Raw genomic sequence first — 19,264 nt, 5'->3', positions numbered from 1 at the left:
GCAGTAATTATTGGTGAATGGGTGTGCTGATTAAATTATGGGGATGATTGACTTGAATTTCCTTGGCGGCAAACACCGGCTGCTCAAAAGCCTCCGGATTGTTCAGCAGAAATGTATAACGTGCGGCCACTTCATCGGGCGAAAGAAGCTGACCGGTGTGATAAAGTTGTTTGAATTCTTCGGCACGGCTGAAATCACTTATTACGCTGCCACGAATCTGTGCCTGCATGGGTGTATCCACCACGCCCGGCGCTACCGAAAATATGCGGATGTGTGTGCGGCCGTCCATGCGCAGTTCGGCATCCACCACACGTGTGTGCATATCAAGCGCCGCTTTTGATGCGCAGTAAGCACCCCAGCCATCAACCGGATTTTTACCTGCGCCGGAGCTTACGTTTAAGATTACCTGTGCGGCTTTGTGGTTTTGGTAAGCACGCAGAAAAGCACCGGTAAGCAGCACCGGCGCAGTTACATTAAGCCTGAACAGCGTGGCCTGCTGCGCCGGATCGGCGGCAGCGGTGTGCGCAATGTGGCCAAGCATGCCGGCGTTGTTTACCAGCACAATGCGTTCGGCATCAGGGTGCGGAGCAAAAGCCACATTCATTACTGCCGCCTCGTTGCTAAGATCAACCTGCACATGCGTATAATGCGCGTGCACCGGCCCCGCCGAGCGCGAAAAGCCGGTAACCCGCCAGCCCTCCGAAAGAAGCCGCTCAGCAAGTGCACGGCCAATGCCGCTGCCTGTTCCTGTTATGTATGCATAACGCATCTAACAAAGATAACAAGCAGCAACCGGTTTTAAGTGATGGAAGATTATTAAAAATCGGTTGAAATCAGGCAGTTATTCCGGCTTTTCAAGCGCCGTTTTCAATTGCTGTAATTCGTCAATCAACCGGCTGGTGTCGGCCAGCTTTTTCTTTGTTTTCCGGCGTGAGAGCAGCCACACACCACCGCAATACACAAATGTGCCCGCATACGTTAACACCTTAAACAGCATACTGGCGCGCTCAAGCACATCCACATAATAACAAATGAGCGCAACAGCCAGAATAACCATATATGCCGGTAACGCATAAAGCAATGTAAAGCGGCGGTAGTTCAGTTTTTTCAACTCCTGCGTCAGATGCTCGCGGCTGTTTAATACCGCGCTGCTTTTGTCGCGCTGCACACCCAGCCACATCAGCACAGCCATAAATATCATCAGCAGGTTTACTGCAATGATGCTCCCGTAAAACAGCGGACCATGATCATCAAATCTCAGATAGATCCAGCTGGTTACGCCAATAGCTGCCGCAAACGAGGCCGACATGAACAGTGTAGCGCGCAGGTGACGGCGGTGCTGTTTGCGGAGTTCCGTTTCAGCTGTTTCGCGCAGGCGGACCATATCCACAGCAGGCGCAGCATTGTCCTGCTGCCAGTTCGCACGCAGGGCGTCAAACAAATCAGATTCCGGAGGTAATGCAGGCATGTAATCTGGGTTTAATTCGGTTAATGCGTACACCGACATTGCTCACCGTTAATCCGGTTACATCGGCAATTTCCTGATAACTTAACTCTTCGAGCAACAGCGAAACCACAAGACGATCCTGTTCGGGTAACTGCGCAATGCAGGTGTGCAGGCGGCGGTGAAGCTGTTCTTTATCCTGCGATTCTGCCATGGCTGTATCCGCTACCTCGACAGTTTTTTCGCTGAAATCAACCGGCCGCCGGGTTTCGCGCCGGCCGTGACTGATGGCCGTGTTTACGGCAATACGGTAGATGAAGGTATGCCAGCCCGACTCTGCCCTGAAGCGACCCATGCTTTTCCAAAGCTCCACGAGAATGTCCTGAAATACGTCTTCGGCAAAACTCCGGTCGGGCAGGTAAGCATAACACACACGCCAGATGCTGGCTTTGTATCGGGCCAGCAGTTCGGTAAACTGCTTTTCTTTCTCGGCGCTCATTACTTTTTACCCGGAACGGTTTGGGCCATGAAAGTATTCAATTCGCGGTAAAATGTTTCGGGCGCATCATACATAATAAAGTGGCGCGAACCCGGCACCATGTGAAACTGCAGGTTCTTTACCGCCGCATACTGTTTGCTCCATGCGCTGCGAATGCTTTCCATAGGCACATTGTAGCCGGGTTCCCAGGCACAAAGTACCAGCACAGGCACTTCAATGGCTGCAATTTCATCGCGCAGATCGGTTGCCGCCATTTCCATAATCAGCGAGGCCGAAGTATGCGGATCAGACACGGCACTCCATTCAGCAATAAGCGGATGGTAGGTCGAATCAAGGCAGTAATAGCTGGCCATGGGCTTGCCATAAAACTTGCGCATTTCATAAGTCTGAGCTTTCATCAGCTCCTCCATTTTGCGGGCCGACGCAGTATCAATGGCGTGCTCTACAGCCGTGCTGTCGCCGATAAGCGAAATAAAAGGCACAGCATCTACTACAATAACGCCCGCCAGTTCAGGCTTCTTCATTTCAGCACCCGTCCACATAGCCAGAAAGCCACCCATAGAGTGCCCGGCCACAATTACGTTTTTTAGCTTATTGTCTTTAATGTAGGCCTTGATTCCGTCTTTCACATCACGCAGTGAAAAATCCTTTGCAGCCGGAGCCACACCGCCAAATCCGCGGATATTCAGCACATGGCACTGATGCAAAGTCCGCAGCTCAGCCACCGTACTGTCCCACACCGCACCGCCGCAGGTATAACCCGGAATAAGAATTACCGGTGAGCCTTTACCGCTCACGGTTGCCGTAAACGGATATTCTAAAGCGTAAAGGTTGAACTTGGCCAACATGAAAAATGTGGCGAAAAGAGCAGTACGGGCAATGTAGTGAACCATTTTATGTCAGTGTTTTTGATGTTTCTGACACATTGGTAGCGGGGCGGGGAGATTTATTACAGCACAACCTGAAATAATTTACAATCAACTGTTTTTCAATACTATAAAAACTACATACTGATTCCAGACGCAAATAATCTACCCCAAAATCAATCAAAGAATCGATAAAATCTCAAAAACCTGTACCTCCGAAATCATGAAAATCCGGGCAACAAGAAATTTTATTTGATATATCAATTATATTTGTATCAAATATTGAACATGCCAAAAGAAAACCCAACCGGTACTGTACTTTATACAATTGAGCAAACAATTAAAGAGTACAGAAAAATATCACAGAAAAACATTCAGAAACTGGTATCCGATATAACAGTTGATCAATGTTTAGTGCTGATACTGCTGCATAAGAATTCTGATTACTCGCAAAAAGATATTGCGGAATACCTGTATAAGGATAATGCCTCCATTACACGAATAATCGAGTTAATGGTTAAAAAAGGGTATCTGAAAAGACGAATAAATGATCTTGACCGAAGAAAATTTACCCTTGAGATCACTGAGAATGGCAAGAGAACCATTGAACTATTAAAACCTGTTATTACCAAAAACAGGCAAAAAGCCTTAAAGGGATTATCTGAAACCGAAATAGAAACGCTGAACAATTTACTAAGCAAAATAATTGCCAACTGCATCGGATAGACTATGAATCAGAAAACGATATGGCTATTACTCGTTTGTGTTTTGCTCCTTGCAAAACAGGGCATTTCGCAGAATGACGCTGCTTTGGCGCTTGAAAAATATATGCAGGCTCAGGTAGATGTAAATAATTTTAGCGGAACAGTTATTGTAACCCGAAACGATTCCGTTTTGCTGAAAAAAGCCTATGGCTCTGCCAATTATGAATGGGGAATAAATAACACGGTTGATACGAAATTCCAATTAGCATCGGTAACCAAACAATTTACGGCTACAGCCATTCTCCTGTTAGTGGAAAGAGGAAAACTATCGCTCAATGATAAACTCAGCACATTTTTTCCTGATTTCCCCAAAGCAGACAGTGTGACCATTCACATGCTGCTCTGTCATTCATCGGGACTTTCAATGGGTTTTATGGATTTAATTCTTACAACCATTTCACCCGATTCAGCTTATGAACGAATAAAACAGATGCCGTATTTATTCTCCCCGGGTACAAACAGCGCATATAGTAATATCGGCTATTATCTCCTCGCCAAAATAATAGAAAAGGCATCGGGCAAAAAGTATGCTGATTTTCTGAGCGAAAATATATTTGAAAAAGTGGGAATGAAGAATACAGGTGTCTGTAACAATGATTCGATCATACATAAAAAAGCAAACGTATATCATCGAACCGAAAGTGGTTATAAACACAACCCATACATAAACTGGTCAATTAACATTGGGCACGACGGGGTGTATTCAACGGTTGAAGATCTTGCCTTATGGGATAAAGCCTTGTATGGAACTACCATCTTGTCGGGAGAAATGAAAAAGCGAATGTTTACAGCATATAACAATCATGAGTATGGTTATGGGTTTATGGTAAATCCGTTTTACAATCATGGCCATCAACTAATCGCGCACGACGGAGGTTTTCTTGGAACCATGACTTCATTTAACCGATATACGGATGATAAGATTTTCATTGCTGTACTTTCCAACAATGAATCCGCTTCCTATATCATAAGTTATGGTCTTTCTGCTATACTATTCGGGAAAGAAGTAGAACTACCTTACACACACCATCAGATAGATATAGACAAGGCGCTCTACAAGAAATACACAGGTGATTTCGGGAAAATAAAAATAATTGAAGAAAACGGAAAACTGTATTATAATAGCATAGAAACAGAACTTTTACCCGAATCAAAGACTAAATTTTTCAGAGCAGATAATAATGACCGAACTTTTGAATTTGTGCAAGATAAATCAGGAAAATATAACTGTGTAATTGTAACTAAAGGAGGAGTAAAAGAGGTGTATATGAGAACAACACGTTAGAGGGAAAATAGTCTGTGCATTGGAAATGCAAAGGCTTTGGTTCTTCGACTTAATTATATCATCTTTTTTCCGCGCAACAGATTTTTGTGATGGGTGCAGATCCGTGCCGGAATTGAATTTAAGTATTGAAATTTGTTGTGACAAAAGCCGTTGATTGGCCATGACGTGCAAATCACCACTGATGGCCGAAGTAGATTACAAACTGATAACGATAAGCACCCGGTTCGCAGTTCAATTTCCCTACAGCCGGCATAGTGTTGAGTATTCTGAGTATTTCTGCATCGTCAAAGCGGTTGCGCCGGCGTCCACCGGCTGTTTCTGCATGCAGCAATAAGCCCTGATGCGAAAAAGTAAGTGTGAAAAGTACGGAGGTGTCACTTTCCTCCGGCTTTAAGTAGTGCCCGATTACAAAGGGCAAAATAGTGCCGTTTCCGTAGTGATTATGTTCTCCGATATACTTGTAAATTTTGAATCGCAACGAGTCGGGCATCGGGCATGTATTCGTAAAAAGCGGCAGCGTATCTTTTCCGGATAAATAAGTGGTGCTTACCTTTCTGAAAGTAGTATCTGTGTGCAGCACACGGTAATGATTGGCTTGCAACTGCTGTTTCATCGTCACTTTTCCGCGCTCGCAAAAAAGAGAGAAACTATCGGGCGTACATTGTTGTGTGATGTTGGCACGGTAGCAGTCGCGGCGGAATTGCTTAATCGCATTTTTATCGCCCAGCAGCGAGGCCGAAAACAAATCGCCGCAGGCGCGGCAGGGTGTTTTTTGTTTGCGTATGGCGGCGCGGGAAATATAGTCCTGTGCTTCGGGCTGAAAAGCAATCAGATACGTGTAAAGCGAATCGGCTGTGGCTGTATTGCCGGCTTTGATGCAGGAATCGGCTTTGGCGCGGTAGTATGTAGTGATTTGCGCCGGAAGGTGCGACGTGCAAAATAAAAACAGGAAAAGCGAAAGCAGTTTTATTTTCATGAGCTTATTATGAACGACTGATTCTATTACTAATATAGGGAATATGGCGCTGACATACACGTTTTCGCAAGTCTGGAGACTTGCAAAAAGTGTTGCGACGAGTTGTGTGGTCTTCGACCACTAAACTCGCCGCAGCATTGGGCTTATTATGAACGACTGATTCTATTACTAATATAGTGAATACAGCGCTGGTACACACGTTTTCGCTAGTCCGGAGACCTGCAAAAAGCGTTGCGGCGCGTTGTGTGGTCTTCGACCACTAAACTCGCCGCAGCATTGGTACAAAATTAATTTGCGGAGAATGTTTACCCCAGCGCCTGCTTCAGATCGGCAATGAGGTCGGCAATATCTTCGATGCCTACGCTGAGGCGGATGAGCGAATCGGTGATGCCCGCACGCTCACGTTCGGGCTTGGGAATGGAAGCGTGTGTCATGGTTGCCGGGTGGCCGAGCAGTGATTCCACACCGCCGAGCGATTCGGCCAGCGAGAATACTTTTACGGCTGATGCCACGCGCGACGCCTCTTCGAAGCTGTCGCCTTTGAGCGTGAATGCAATCATGCCGCCGAAATCGCGCATTTGCTTTTTGGCCACCTCGTGGTTGGGGTGATCGGTGAAGCCGGGCCAATATACTTTATCTACTTTGGGATGCGTGCGCAGAAACTCAGCAATGGCGCGTCCGTTGCTGCAATGGCGTTCCATGCGTACGTGCAATGTTTTGATGCCGCGCAGCACAAGAAATGAATCCATAGGCCCCGGATTGGCACCGCAGCTGTTGAGCAGGAATGCAAGCTGCTCGTGCAGCTTGTCGTCGTTGGTCATTATGGCGCCCATCACCACATCGCTGTGACCGCCGAGGTATTTGGTGGCGGAGTGCATCACAATATCGGCTCCGAGCGCGAGCGGATTTTGCAGATAGGGCGAAGCAAATGTATTATCGACAACCAGCAGCAGGTTATGCGCTTTGGCAATGGCCGAGCAGGCAGCAATGTCGATAATTTTCATGGTGGGATTGGTAGGCGTTTCAACCCACAGCATTTTGGTATTGCTGTTGATGAGCGGACGGATGTTTTCGGCATCCTGCATGCTCACATAGTGAAACTTGATACCAAAATGCGCAAACACGCGCTCAAACATGCGGTAAGAGCCGCCGTAAAGGTCGTCGGTACAAATTACCTCATTGCCGGGGCGGAGAAGTTTGATGATACTGTCGGCCGCACCCATGCCGCTGGCAAAGCAGAGGCCGTGTTTTGCCCCTTCGAGCGCAGCAAGGCATTGTTCGAGCGCCACACGCGTGGGGTTTTTGCCGCGAGCGTAGGCATAGCCTTTGTGCACACCGGGCGATTCCTGCACGTAGGTTGACGTTTGGTAAATGGGCGTCATGATGGCGCCGGTAGTAGGATCGGGCTGCTGCCCTGCGTGAATGGCTTTTGTGCCGAAGCCGTGCTGCTCGTTGTTGCTCATGGGTGCAAATGTCGGAAGTTTTTTTGAGGCAGGAGGCTTGCCGCTTAAGGCATCTGCCGAGAAGCTGCGGGAAGTTTGCAACCGCCGGGGGAAATGCCGCAGCATAACTACCCGGCAGTCGCAGACTGCCACAAATGCTACGTCGAGTCGGGAGACTCGACGCAGCCTAAAAGCTGCGGGAAGTTTTATTCGCCGGAAGACGAATTAAACTTTCTGCAAAACCTGATGCGGTTTGCAACCGCCGGGGAAAATGCCGCAGCATTACTACCCGGCAGTCGCAGACTGCCACAAATGCTACGTCGAGTCGGGAGACTCGACGCAGCTGTTGCAGCTGCCAGCCGAGGCATTGAACAACAAATTCACCCTACCTTTATGCAAACCACGCTCCCTGTGCATCCTGCAAACATGAAATTGACCCTGACCAGCCTCCTGCTCCTCTGCCTTTTTGCACCGATGCTGCATGCCCAAACGGGCGCAAGCCCATATATACGCGCATTGCAAGGCACTGCTATCGGCCACACCCATCAATTTCCGCAGCCTGCACAATTGCAGATCAGCACAACAGATTCTGCTTTCGTATTAAATGCAACCGGCTACCGCGCACAACCCGAAGGCGCAAAAGGCAAACTGCTGCGCGAAACCAAAGACAGCCTGGTGTTTCAGGTGCAATGCGGATTCAGACATTACGCGAACAATCCGGAAATGGAGTGGCATCAAAATCTGGGCGTAATGGATCCGGAGGAACGCCGGCAGGCTAAACCGCCTTACTTCCGCGCCGGTGGCGATACACTTTATATCGGTTTCAGACTTTTTCACGCCACACTGCCTGATACATTTATCATTCACCTTTCAGACACGGAAAAACTAGTGTACACGGCGCAAAACCGGGTAGTAGTGTATAATTCGCCCGACAGCAGCATGGGCGAGGTAAAACTAAGCCTTAAAGGAAAAAAGTCTGGAAAATTCCGCACCTACCCTCCTAACGATTCGCCCTTTTACTGCATGCTTGAATTCCGCATGCCGCACAACAACCTGCCGGGCGAATTTCTGGTGATGCGGGGCGAAGAGCTTGCGTTTGAAATTGTCGGGGAAAATACGGTAACCAGTTTTCTTTTGCGAAAGGATAACGGTTACAAGGGTAATGTATGGCTCTTTAGCCCACCCCGGTTTTACATGACGTGGCAGGTGATGATGGAGAGCGAAAAGAAATAAGCGGCCGATTTTAATTTACTGTATTTCAGCAAAGAGCGGGCTTAACACAATTGCCCACAAATTTTTTTTCTACTTTTTGTCCCCTGCAACCGGGCCCGATTGTCGGTTGGGTAAACCAATCTGAAAAAACATGAAAGAGTATCTTCTCCTGATTCGCGAAAACCTGAACGACTACGGTAAAATGACACCCGAAGAAATGGAAGCCGATATACACGGCCACATGCAATGGGTGGAAGAACTGGTGGCTAAAGGGCATTTTAAAGGTGGTAATCCGCTTATGCCTGAGCGTAAACGCTTAAGTACAAGCGAGGGAATTATTACCGATGGTCCGTTTGCCGATGTGAAGGAAGGTGTGAGCGGCTACTATTTTCTGCTGGCCGAATCGCTTGAGCAGGCGGCCGAAATTGCGCGTGGATGCCCCTCGCTGAGAGCGGGTGCCACGCTTGAAATTACCGAAGTTATTCCGGCCGGATAAGCGTGGAAGCGGCCAGCCACATGCAGGCACACACGGCAGCCCTGTTTAAAAGCGAACGGGGAAAGATAACTGCCGTGCTGTTGCGCCGCATGGGTATGCAGCAGCTGGAGCTGGTGGAAGATGCAGTGCAGGATGCGTTTGCTGCCGCACTTACGCACTGGCCGCAAACCGGCATGCCTGCCAACCCCGCCGCATGGCTGATGCGCGTGGCGGCAAACCATGCACTGAATGCACTAAAGCGCCACGCCCGCCAAACGCGGCTGGAAGAAAAGCAACTGACCACCCTGCTGCAGCAAACCGATGAGGCGGCCGCCACCCTGCCCGGACAGCTTGCCGACAGTGAACTGCGCCTGCTTTTTGCCTGCGTGCAGCTTGACTTTCCGCTGCGCAACCGCATACTGCTTACGCTGCACCTGATGTGTGGCATGGACACACGCGAACTGGCCGCAGCCCTGCTGATGCAGCCCGAAGCCGTGAAGAAAGCCCTGCAACGCATGAAAGCCGAACTGCGCAGCCGCCCCGGCATGCTCGAAACCGGCTGGCCGCTGCTTTCGGCCACAGGCACCGCCGATGTGCAACTGGTGCTGTACCTGATGTTTAACGAAGGCTGCAAAACCACACGCAGCAGCGTACTCATCAATCACGACCTGTGCTTTGGAGCCATGCGGCTAACACAGCTGCTTTGCCGCCATATAAATGTGCTGCGCAGCGAAAGCCACGGCCTGCTGGCGCTGATGTTTTTTGCGCTGGCCCGCTTTGAAGCACGTGTGGATGCGCAGGGCGATATTGTGCCGCTGGCGCAGCAAAACCGCAACCTGTGGAACAGGCAGTACATGGCCGAAGGATTTGCCTGCCTGCACAAGGCGCGGCACGGAAAGCGGTTTTATCTGGAGGCGCTCATTGCATCGGTACATTGCACGGCGGCAGATTTTGCGGCCACCAACTGGACACGGCTGGTGTTTTTGTACCGGCAGCTGCTGGAGGTAAATCCATCGCCGGTGGTGAAGCTGAATTTGCTGCTGGCGCGGAGTTATGCCGAAACGCCCGCCGCCGTGCTTGAGGAGCTGCGCGCGCTGGGCAGGGATGCTGCGCTGCAACACACGGCGCTGCTGCTGGCCTCGGAAGCCGATGTACTGGAGCGCGCCGGCCGCCGCGAAGAAGCTTTTAAAGCGTTTGAAGCTGCGGCCGCAGCCACCGAATCAGTGCCCGAACGGCGGCTGTACCTGAAGCGCGCGGCACAATGTGCGTGAGGGATTGAGGCGGCGGCTTTTGTGCCGGCGGCCGATGGGCTGCCGCAGCGAGGAGGCGACCGGAGTGAGCCACCGCAGCGCGAGCAGCCCACGGCCGGTGGTGCAAAACCACAGCCGAAAGCCCGGTGGCCGCGCTTTTTCAGCGCGGACACACGCCCAAAATATCATTTTTAAAAAACGATTTACATGAAACAAATCATCGTATTTACACTGCTGCTTTGCGCAGCCTGCACGCAAACACCCGCGCCAAATGAACAGATGAAATCGCTGGCCGAAATTCAGAAGAAGAATACTGAAACAGCGAATAAACTGTTTGAATATTTTAATAAACACCAGTGGAAGGAAATGGCTGCTTTGTATAAAGACACTGCCATTTTCCTCGATCCATCGCTGGGAGTAAAACCTGTGCCCCAGACACGGCAGCAGACCATTGCCAAATACACACAGCTTCAAAATTTATTTGCCGATATACACGACCGAGTAACGGGAATATATGCGGCGGGCGAAAAGAATGTGGTGGTGGAATTTACCTCTACCGGCACTGCGCCTGACGGCACTCCGTTTGAACTGCCGGTGTGTACGGTGTTCACGATTGAAAACGGAGTGATTGTGAAGGATTGTACGTATTATGATAATGGGGGTGAATAAAATGCTAAAACAAAATTAGTCAAAGGCCCCGACGAGGTTTTTTTTGAACCTCGTCGGGTTGGGGCCCAAAAGCAATTTTGTTTTTGCAACATATACAGCTAAAGAAAAATACACATGGAATACAGCACAGCGTTAATAGCAGGACTGCTGCCGCTGGCGGCAGAGAAAAAATAAACAATTCAAATAAATAAGTATTATTACGCTAATTTGCCAGATGATATTTGCCGACGTTTGAACAATAACATGAACACCGCTGCACATGGCAAACATCATTAACGGCATAGACGTATCGCACTTTAACGGCAACATTAACTGGCCCGAAGTAGCCGCCGCACACGCGTTTGTATATATAAAAGCCACACAGGGCACCGGCTACACCGACCCGATGTGCGCCACAAATGCCACCGCCGTGAGCACCACCACGCAAATGAAGTTTAGCTACTACCACTTTGCCACGCTTGAAAACACCGGCAACGTTACCGCCGATGCACAGCAGCAGGCCAACTGGTTTGCACAAACCATGAGCAAGCTGCCGCAATGCACGCTTATTCCCATGCTTGACATTGAGGCCAACGCAGGCGGCCTGCCAGCAGCCGACGTGCAAACCTGGATAAGTGCGTTTATGGCGCAGATGAAAGCAAACGGTTTTCCGCTGGTATTCATTTACAGCTACCCGGCTTTCCTGAACGCCAATTTGCCAGCCACACATCCGTTTGGTTCGCTGCCGCTGTGGATTGCCGACTACACTACCGCCGCGCAGCCCGTTTTGCCGCATGGCTGGAGCAGCTATGTAATCTGGCAGTACAGCGGATCGGGCACGGTAAACGGCGTGAGCGGCCAGTGCGACCTGGACCGGAGTACGGATGTGTTGCTGGGGCCGATTTACAGCCAGCAGAGTTATTAATGCTGCGGCAACTACTTAATGCGGGCTGTGTAAAACGACTTGATTGCCTGACCGGCATCATGCCCTTTCACCACAAAAGCCGACCAGCTTAACTTGCCTTTGCCAAAACGGAAATTGTAGGTTTTAAACCACTTGTTGAGTTTAAACCATTCCTTATCATCAAGCTTGTGTACATACTTCGCATCATTTTCAAGCAAATTGATGAATGTTTGTTCAAGCTCCTGTACCGATTTCATTTCCGAAAGCAACTTCGCGCAACCATCGGCCACATTGCTGTTGGCAAAATAATGATGCGTTTTGAATGTGGTTACAAAAAGATAGATGCCTGTACTTTGCTGCGGAATAAGGAATACGAAATTGGGTGTCCCTATCATTACGCCCTGCACCTGCTTGAGCGGTGAAATGGATGACATGGTGAAAATGTTCGGGAAGAAAAGGTAATCCTGGCCTTGTTGCATGGCGGGTTAGTTTTTAAGGGTTAATAATTGATGGAAATTATTGTATTGGATTTAGAACCATCTATGACATTTCAATCGTTTGATGTGATTGTGAACTTTGGCACATTACTGTTTCGGCGGCCTTTACGGGTATCACGATATACATAAACTCTCATTTTCTCCACATTGCCCTTTTTGTAGAATACGCGTAATCCTTTTGAATTCGTCATCACATAGTAAGTATCATTTGGCGAACTGAATGCATAAGCTGTTGTCGTCATCTGGGGTATTTGCATAGACTTTACAATACTTATGGGCTTTTCCGGTTTATTGTAGCTGATAGAATTTGGCGACCATGCGTTCCATAATTCATCTGTTTTTACATCCTCCATTCCAGGGCGCAAAACAGTAACAGAGCCGGACTTAAAAATAAATGTACACAGCAACGAACTGTCATTATTCTCTTTCCGGTATGCTTTTATTCCACCGGCATATTCATCCAACTGACCATGATAGGTAGTGTATTCAAATATCGAATCGCCACGCCACGTAATGGTTTCAACAAGTGTTATTCTAAGGTTTACAGCTTTCCATACAATGGTTCCTTTTCTTCCGTTGGGACTATAGTAAGTGTATATACGTTCAAGAAAACCTCCGTCGGCAGTATAAGCCAGGGAGTTTACGCTCAAAGTATCATAACCTGCCAAAGAAACAGCGGTAATACAAAATTCGCCTGAAGGAAAATAGCTGTAGATATAATAATCATCGGAAATTGATTTTGAGGAATATTGCTTTGCTGCTTCTGTTCCTACATAATCCCATAAAACTCTGTTACTGAATTCAGACGAAGCGGGCATTGACGTATTTCTCCTCTTCCACTTTTTATGTAAAAGCAGCGGGCGTTTAAGATCATCCGTTTTCAACGCCTTGTAGATCCAGTTGTCAATAGTATCCTCATCTTTCAAATGAATGTATTCCATCTGATATATCACTCCGGCGTTATCATACGCATAGTTCCAAATTTCACGCACAGCGGCTGAGATTATTTTTTTCTCAAAAACAATTACCCTTCCTTTATCATCAAGCCTCGATTTATGAATTTCTTCAAGCTGGCGGGGCGTGCCTGATGGTTTAAAAAAAACGGAATCTACCACCTGTTGCACATGTTCTTTGCAGTAAACCGCCACGTTCGAATCCACATCAGAAGCAGACCTTAATACAGGCCACACTACACCGTAGTGCAACTGCCCTTTGGCTGAAAAGACAGACAGGACAAATACTAAAAGTGAAAGGTACTTTTTCAAGAGGGTGGGATTAGTTAATTAAGTATTGACACGGTAAAAATAACAGGAATGAAACTAAATAAGAGCATTGATTATTGATTTTACGGCCCTGTACAACAGAAAATGACAACCGTGAGTAAATGACTTCTCAATATTCTGGTTTTACATCAATGTATATTGAACAATATTTAGCTTCACCCTATACCTTGCATTATATCGCTGTTTTTCAACAAAATACAAATACATTCATTCGCATTCCCTCCCCCAAAAAACCCGTATCTTTGCACACTTATTTAAGCCCGGTTACGCAACGTACCATGAAACACATCCGCAACTTCTGCATTATTGCCCATATTGACCACGGAAAATCAACCCTGGCCGACCGCCTGCTGGAATTTACCAAAACGGTATCCGCCCGCGATATGGAGGCTCAGGTGCTTGACGATATGGATCTGGAAAAAGAGCGCGGCATCACCATCAAGAGCCACGCCATTCAGATGAACTACACCTACAAAGGCCAGCAGTATGTGCTGAATCTGATTGATACGCCCGGCCACGTGGATTTTTCGTACGAAGTATCGCGCTCCATTGCCTCGTGCGAAGGTGCATTGCTGATTGTGGATGCGGCGCAGGGCATTCAGGCACAGACCATTTCAAACCTGTATCTGGCGCTGGAAAACGACCTGGAAATTATTCCGGTGCTCAACAAAATTGACCTGCCCAGCGCCGAGCCGGAAGTGGTGAAAGACCAGATTGTGGACCTGCTGGGCTGCAAACGCGAAGAAATCATTCCCGCATCGGGCAAAACCGGCATGGGGGTTGACAATATCCTCGAAGCCATTGTTGAACGCATTCCGCACCCCGAAGGAAATTCCGATGCGCCCCTGCAGGCTCTCATTTTCGACTCGGTATTCAACTCCTTCCGCGGCATTATTGCCTACTACAAGGTGCTGAACGGTGAAATCAAAAAAGGCGAGAAAGTAAAATTCTTCAACACCGGCAGCGAGTATTTTGCCGATGAAGTGGGCATCCTCAAACTGGGCATGGAGCCGCGCGACAGTGTGAAAACGGGCGATGTAGGCTACATTATTTCCGGCATTAAAGATGCCCGCGAAGTAAAAGTGGGCGATACCATTACCACCGTAGCCAATCCGTGCAGTTCGGCCATTCAGGGCTTTGAAGATGTGAAGCCGATGGTTTTTGCCGGCATTTACCCGGTGGACACCGACGACTTTGAAGAGCTGCGTTACTCGATGGAGAAACTGCAGCTGAACGATGCCTCGCTTACCTGGGAGCCCGAAGCATCGGCCGCGCTGGGCTTTGGTTTCCGCTGCGGATTCCTTGGCATGCTGCACATGGAAATTGTGCAGGAACGCCTGGAGCGCGAGTTTAACATGACGGTAATTACCACCGTGCCCAACGTACAATACTACGCCTACACCAGCAAAGGCGAAAAAATTACCATGCACAACCCCAGCGACATGCCCGACCCCACGCATCTCGACTATATTGAAGAACCTTACATTAAAGCCAGCATTATTTCCAAGTCTGAATTTGTAGGCGGCATCCTCAAACTTTGCATGGAAAAACGCGGCACCATCGTAAACCAAACCTACCTCACCACCGACCGCGTAGAGCTTATTTTTGAACTCCCGCTCGGTGAAATTGTGTTTGACTTTTACGATAAACTCAAAACCATTTCAAAAGGCTACGCATCGTTCGATTATCACCCCATCGACTTCCGCCGCTCTGATCTCATCAAGCTCGATATACTCATTAACGGCGATCAGGTGGATGCCCTTTCGGCACTCATTCACCGCTCGCGCGCACACGATTTCGGTAAACGCATTTGCGAAAAACTGAAAGAACTTATTCCGCGCCAGCAGTTTCAGATTGCTATTCAGGCTGCCATCGGCGCCAAAATCGTGGCGCGTGAAAACATTTCGGCCATTCGCAAAGACGTAACGGCCAAGTGTTACGGTGGTGATATTTCGCGTAAACGCAAACTGCTTGAGAAGCAGAAAGAAGGCAAGAAACGCATGCGCCAGATTGGTAGCGTGGAAGTACCGCAAAGTGCGTTTATGGCGGTGCTGAAGCTCGACTAAGCAGCGAAGCAGCGGATTGTTTAGTCGGCTTGCCGACGAAAGTTTCCGTAATGCTGAATGAAATCTTCAGACCCCATTCATTGCAACCAGCTCATTACATCAAACAAAAAGGCATCGCAAAAATTGCGATGCCTTTTTATTTGATGGATAATAAAATATGCTAAACTTATTGAATCACCACCCGACGCACACCAGTTTTACCGGTAGCCTCATCGGTTACGTGAATCAGGTAAATGCCTTTACCCATGCCGCTGAGATCAACCTCAGCCTGTGTGCCCATAAACTGGCGGGTGAGTACCACTTCGCCAAGCATATTGTACACCACCACGGAACGCTCGCCGGGCTGACGCAGGTTTACAAAGAATTGTCCGTTTGACGGGTTGGGCTGCACGGTAAACCAGAGGCCGGGCTGCGGCGCGCCTACACTTGTGCCAAGCAGCACCACAATGTTTTCAGAAATCGTATCGTAGCAGGCACCGTTGTTAATGACCAGCGTTACTACATACACGCCCGGTGCTGTGTACACATGTGAAGTGGAGGAAGTGGTGCCGGGTACTGAATTATCGCCAAAATCCCAGTTGTAATAAGCCACCGGGTCGTTTGATGTGGCGGTGAAGAAAGCTGAGATAGTAGTGTAAGCAGTATCCGGAATATTAGCGGTGCTGCCCAGTGTAAAATATTCATTGAGATAAATACCAATGTTTCCGCTCGACGGAGAAACGGTATTTACACCCGAACACCACCAGCCATCGGCATCAGTTTCGGCTGCAAGTACTGTATCGTTAAGCAAATCACGATACTCCACACGGCGGATGCCGCTGGTGTTGGAGTTCGGATTGATTGTACCCCAGCGGTAAGGAAACTGATCCACACTGTCGCGGTAAACGCCCACAGTGGAAGTAATTACGTTTTGCCCGATACCTTCCAGTTCTACCACTGCCGACGAAACCGGACGGCCACTGCCCGACACGTCGTCATAAAGTAACACGATGCTACGCTGCATTACTTCGAAACTATCGGCACGGTCGTAAAGGAACGAACACTGGTTCGGATTGCCCGCATTGGTGCCATAGTTTACCACATTCACCATGTAGGACGTGAGTTTTAAACGTGTGGCTACTGATGTTCCTCCGGCTCCGTTATTCATGTTCAGTTGGGGATGCACCAGATTGCCCGGTGTGTAACGACCGTTGCCGGTTGACTCCACACCAAACCAGCCGCGGAACACACCGTTTGAATCAGCCGTAAGCGAGTCGTGACCGCCTACGTTGGAAAGGCTCACGTTTGTGGTGCGGCGGAAAGTACCGGTGTTGTTATCAATAAGCAGCGGATTGCCTGCACCGTTTGATGTGTTTGACGAACCCAATGTATCCATTCCGGGATAAAAACGGTAGGTGGCGTTTGGGGTAAGTCCTGAAATTTCGGCCCAGAAATAAAAGGGTGTGCGGTTGTTGTTGGTACCGTTTACACCCTGAATGTATTGGGGAACGATGGCGTTGGTTACCGTAATCTGTGCTGAAAGAGACACAGCCAGCAACATGGCGGCTGAAACGAGTAGTTTTCTGTACATGAAGTTCAGTTTACCCTGTAAAGGTAAAGCAGCATTGCGGGCCCGCCGGCAAACGGAAACCTGAGTTATTAATAAACAGCTGTTAACAGCGTACGTTGAACTTACGCCTGAACCGCTTCATTTACCGGCGCTTCCACCCAGTCGCCATGACTGCGGATGAGTTCTACCAGTGCTTCCACGGCATTGGCTTCGTCGATGTTGCGCTGTACCACTTCGCGGCCTTTGTAGAGTGTAATTTTACCCACGCCGGTGCCCACGTAGCCGTAATCGGCATCGGCCATTTCGCCGGGGCCGTTTACAATGCAGCCCATAATGCCGATTTTAACGCCTTTGAGATGCTCGGTGCGCTTGCGGATTTTGTTGGTGGTTTCCTGCAGATCAAAAAGTGTGCGTCCGCACGAAGGGCAGGAAATGTATTCGGTTTTGGAAATACGTGTACGTGTGGCTTGCAAAATGCCGAAAGCGGCACTGTTTACGGTACGCGGCGGCACCTGTCCGGCTGTTTTTATCCAAAGCCCGTCGCCAAATCCATCAAGCAGCAACGCACCGGCATCGGTGGCGGCAAACAGCACGGCGTCATCAGCACTTTCGTGCATGTAGTTGCGTTTGATGATAAACGGCGTGGTGCAGCCGGCCTGCGTAAGCAAAACAGCCGCGCGGCGCATTTCGGGCATGGCTGCTTCGTTAAATGTATCGAGCACCAGCACGACGCGGTTTTCGCCGTTGAGTTTTTCAATAAACTCAGGCGTAAGCGTGGAAATATCGGCCGCCACAAAGTTGAGCGTATCGTGCTGCGCCTCACTTTCGAAAAACTCGTTGCCGCAAAACAGCGGATAGCGCCGTTCGCCCTGATGCTGTTTCCAGCTTTCGGAGTTGAGAATAAGCCCCAGTGTGCCGGGAATCTCAAAGCCGAGGGTATTATCGCCGAGGTATAAAAAGTCGCAGGCCTGATCGGTAAGGTTCCATTTATCAAGCGGCACTGAATAGTTGTAGCCCACGGCAAACAGCGAGGCGGCGGTAATTTCCTGCTTTGCGCTGAAATCGGCCACAATGCGCGGCACCTGACCGGCGCCCATGTTCAGCACTTCGTGCGAGGTGCGGCGTGTGTAGTCGAACGGCGAATAAGGCAGAATGATTTTGCCGTTTTCGGCAGGCATCGGCGCAATGGCTGCGTGGCCTGCACGGCGGGTGTAGCGTTCGGCAAGAGCTTTGGCTACGGGAATTTCAAACTCAGGATCTTCAGTAAGCGACACGCGGATGGTATCGCCCAAACCGTCTTCAAGCAATGTACCAATGCCCGCTGCCGATTTGATGCGTCCGTCTTCGCCATCGCCGGCCTCGGTTACGCCCAGATGCAGCGGATAGTTCATGCCGGCCTGCATCATGTGCTGCACCAGCATGCGGTAGGCCTGCACCATCACCTGCGGGTTGCTGGCTTTCATAGAAAGCACAATGTTGTGGTAGCCTTCGTCTTCGCAGATACGCAAAAACTCCATGGCCGATTCTACCATGCCCAGCGGTGTATCACCATAACGGCTCAGAATACGGTCGGAAAGCGAACCGTGATTGGTACCGATGCGCATGGCCGTGCCGTATTCCTTACAAATGCGCACCAGCGGCACAAAGCGTTCGCGGATACGCTCAAGCTCGGCCTGGTAGGCGGCTTCGGTGTATTCAATATGCTCGAACTTCTTTTTGTCGGCGTAATTACCCGGGTTTACGCGCACTTTTTCTACAAGCCGGGCCGCAAGTTCGGCTGCATTGGGCGTAAAATGAATATCGGCCACCAGCGGCGTTTTATAACCCAGCGCACGAAGTTCTTTTTTGATATTCTCCAGATTCTGCGCCTCTTTGATGCTGGGCGCCGTAATGCGCACATACTCGCAGCCCGCCTCAATCATACGCACCGACTGGGCTACGGTAGCCGCCGTATCAAGCGTGTCAGTAGTGGTCATTGATTGTACGCGGATGGGATTGTCGCCGCCCAGCGGCACATCGCCAATGGTAACCACGCGGGTTTTGTAACGCGAAAACTGAGTGAGGCTGTTGCAATAAAGTGAATCCATGAGCGCTTAGAATGCCG

The 19,264-nt window shown here is 49.3% G+C and carries 18 protein-coding genes; 8 read left to right on the top strand and 10 right to left on the bottom strand.

Annotation, left to right across the window (positions count from 1 at the left end):
* Positions 1 to 7 precede the first annotated feature (7 nt).
* The 4 genes from IM638_01755 to IM638_01740 form a co-directional block, all read right to left on the bottom strand.
* Complete coding sequence (locus IM638_01755) at positions 8 to 769, bottom strand: SDR family NAD(P)-dependent oxidoreductase (protein MCA6361738.1); 762 nt, start codon at positions 767 to 769, stop codon at positions 8 to 10.
* Between the two features lie 72 nt (positions 770 to 841).
* Positions 842 to 1,468 carry a hypothetical protein gene (locus tag IM638_01750; protein ID MCA6361737.1) on the bottom strand — a complete coding sequence of 209 codons (627 nt, stop codon included), beginning with the start codon at positions 1,466 to 1,468 and terminating at the stop codon, positions 842 to 844.
* A complete protein-coding gene (locus IM638_01745; protein ID MCA6361736.1) occupies positions 1,443 to 1,943 on the bottom strand; it encodes a sigma-70 family RNA polymerase sigma factor in 501 nt (166 codons plus the stop codon). Before IM638_01745 ends, IM638_01750 begins: the two co-directional genes overlap by 26 nt.
* Positions 1,943 to 2,836 carry an alpha/beta hydrolase gene (locus IM638_01740; protein MCA6361735.1) on the bottom strand — a complete coding sequence of 298 codons (894 nt, stop codon included), beginning with the start codon at positions 2,834 to 2,836 and terminating at the stop codon, positions 1,943 to 1,945. Before IM638_01740 ends, IM638_01745 begins: the two co-directional genes overlap by 1 nt.
* Positions 2,837 to 3,097: 261 nt before the next feature.
* On the opposite strand from IM638_01740, the gene IM638_01735 reads away from it, so the two are divergent.
* Both IM638_01735 and IM638_01730 read left to right on the top strand, forming a co-directional pair.
* Positions 3,098 to 3,535: a MarR family transcriptional regulator gene (locus IM638_01735; protein ID MCA6361734.1), complete on the top strand. Its 438-nt coding sequence runs from the start codon at positions 3,098 to 3,100 to the stop codon at positions 3,533 to 3,535.
* Positions 3,536 to 3,538: 3 nt separating this feature from the next.
* Complete coding sequence (locus IM638_01730; GenBank protein ID MCA6361733.1) at positions 3,539 to 4,858, top strand: serine hydrolase; 1,320 nt, start codon at positions 3,539 to 3,541, stop codon at positions 4,856 to 4,858.
* 172 nt (positions 4,859 to 5,030) lie between these two features.
* Here IM638_01730 and IM638_01725 read toward each other — a convergent pair whose 3' ends face one another.
* A complete protein-coding gene (locus IM638_01725) occupies positions 5,031 to 5,834 on the bottom strand; it encodes a hypothetical protein (GenBank protein ID MCA6361732.1) in 804 nt (267 codons plus the stop codon).
* Between the two features lie 305 nt (positions 5,835 to 6,139).
* Positions 6,140 to 7,297 carry a cystathionine gamma-synthase gene (locus tag IM638_01720; protein MCA6361731.1) on the bottom strand — a complete coding sequence of 386 codons (1,158 nt, stop codon included), beginning with the start codon at positions 7,295 to 7,297 and terminating at the stop codon, positions 6,140 to 6,142.
* A gap of 372 nt (positions 7,298 to 7,669) precedes the next feature.
* Between IM638_01720 and IM638_01715 the strand changes: the two genes are divergently transcribed.
* From IM638_01715 to IM638_01695, 5 genes are all read left to right on the top strand, one after another.
* Positions 7,670 to 8,509 carry a hypothetical protein gene (locus tag IM638_01715; protein ID MCA6361730.1) on the top strand — a complete coding sequence of 280 codons (840 nt, stop codon included), beginning with the start codon at positions 7,670 to 7,672 and terminating at the stop codon, positions 8,507 to 8,509.
* A 130-nt stretch (positions 8,510 to 8,639) separates the two neighbouring features.
* On the top strand, positions 8,640 to 8,984 hold the full coding sequence (locus tag IM638_01710; GenBank protein ID MCA6361729.1) for a hypothetical protein: 345 nt from the start codon (positions 8,640 to 8,642) through the stop codon (positions 8,982 to 8,984).
* A gap of 20 nt (positions 8,985 to 9,004) precedes the next feature.
* On the top strand, positions 9,005 to 10,234 hold the full coding sequence (locus IM638_01705; GenBank protein ID MCA6361728.1) for a sigma-70 family RNA polymerase sigma factor: 1,230 nt from the start codon (positions 9,005 to 9,007) through the stop codon (positions 10,232 to 10,234).
* Positions 10,235 to 10,492: 258 nt separating this feature from the next.
* A complete protein-coding gene (locus tag IM638_01700) occupies positions 10,493 to 10,882 on the top strand; it encodes a nuclear transport factor 2 family protein (GenBank protein MCA6361727.1) in 390 nt (129 codons plus the stop codon).
* 259 nt (positions 10,883 to 11,141) lie between these two features.
* Entirely contained in the window at positions 11,142 to 11,786 is a 645-nt protein-coding gene (locus tag IM638_01695; protein ID MCA6361726.1) for a glycoside hydrolase family 25 protein, read from the top strand.
* A gap of 11 nt (positions 11,787 to 11,797) precedes the next feature.
* Here the strand turns inward: IM638_01695 and IM638_01690 are convergent, their stop codons facing one another.
* Entirely contained in the window at positions 11,798 to 12,244 is a 447-nt protein-coding gene (locus tag IM638_01690) for a hypothetical protein (GenBank protein MCA6361725.1), read from the bottom strand.
* A 71-nt stretch (positions 12,245 to 12,315) separates the two neighbouring features.
* Positions 12,316 to 13,527 carry a hypothetical protein gene (locus IM638_01685; GenBank protein MCA6361724.1) on the bottom strand — a complete coding sequence of 404 codons (1,212 nt, stop codon included), beginning with the start codon at positions 13,525 to 13,527 and terminating at the stop codon, positions 12,316 to 12,318.
* Between the two features lie 296 nt (positions 13,528 to 13,823).
* Between IM638_01685 and lepA the strand changes: the two genes are divergently transcribed.
* The gene (gene lepA, locus IM638_01680) at positions 13,824 to 15,611 is read left to right on the top strand and encodes an elongation factor 4 (protein ID MCA6361723.1); all 1,788 of its coding nucleotides are present in this window, start codon (positions 13,824 to 13,826) and stop codon (positions 15,609 to 15,611) included.
* A gap of 166 nt (positions 15,612 to 15,777) precedes the next feature.
* Here the strand turns inward: lepA and IM638_01675 are convergent, their stop codons facing one another.
* Together IM638_01675 and ispG are read right to left on the bottom strand one after the other, a co-directional pair.
* Positions 15,778 to 17,181: a T9SS type A sorting domain-containing protein gene (locus IM638_01675; protein MCA6361722.1), complete on the bottom strand. Its 1,404-nt coding sequence runs from the start codon at positions 17,179 to 17,181 to the stop codon at positions 15,778 to 15,780.
* Positions 17,182 to 17,282: 101 nt separating this feature from the next.
* Positions 17,283 to 19,247, bottom strand: a complete 1,965-nt coding sequence (gene ispG, locus IM638_01670; GenBank protein MCA6361721.1) for a (E)-4-hydroxy-3-methylbut-2-enyl-diphosphate synthase — start codon at positions 19,245 to 19,247, stop codon at positions 17,283 to 17,285.
* Positions 19,248 to 19,264 lie beyond the last annotated feature (17 nt).

Source organism: Bacteroidota bacterium (assembly GCA_020402865.1).
GTDB lineage: Bacteria > Bacteroidota > Bacteroidia > Palsa-965 > Palsa-965.
This window is presented reverse-complemented; position numbering and strand designations above follow the sequence as displayed.